Origin of the sequence: Actinoplanes rectilineatus, from assembly GCF_000962825.1 — a bacterium.
Classification (GTDB): domain Bacteria; phylum Actinomycetota; class Actinomycetes; order Mycobacteriales; family Micromonosporaceae; genus Actinoplanes; species Actinoplanes rectilineatus.
In genome coordinates this window covers 1-285 of record NZ_JZKF01000288.1, presented here as the reverse complement: position 1 = coordinate 285, position 285 = coordinate 1, and the positions used below count along the sequence as shown (strand labels likewise).

The following is a 285-nucleotide window of genomic DNA, read 5'->3' as shown; positions in this document are numbered from 1 at the left end:
TGGTGTATTCCGTGTTGGCGTCGTCGCTGTCGGCGCCGAATCTGATCATGCTGGTGCCGGTGAAGGCGGCGGTCGGCCCGGCGACCTGCGGGGTGAACTCGGCGGCGAAGGTGACGCGTGCGCTGCCTGCTTCTTGCAGGCGTTCGCCGACGGAGGCGAGGCGTTTGTGGATGTTGTCGATGGAGTTGCCGTAGCGGGCGTTCAGCCATTCGCCGCCGGCGATGACGGCGACTCCGGCGAGGATGACGACGAGGCTGTAGATGATCCGGCCGCGGGACAGGGGGT

The 285-nt window shown here is 67.4% G+C and carries 1 protein-coding gene; it reads right to left on the bottom strand.

Annotated elements, in window-relative coordinates:
• A partial coding sequence (locus WH85_RS52120) for a hypothetical protein (protein WP_045748627.1) occupies positions 1–285 on the bottom strand: 285 nt, incomplete at both ends.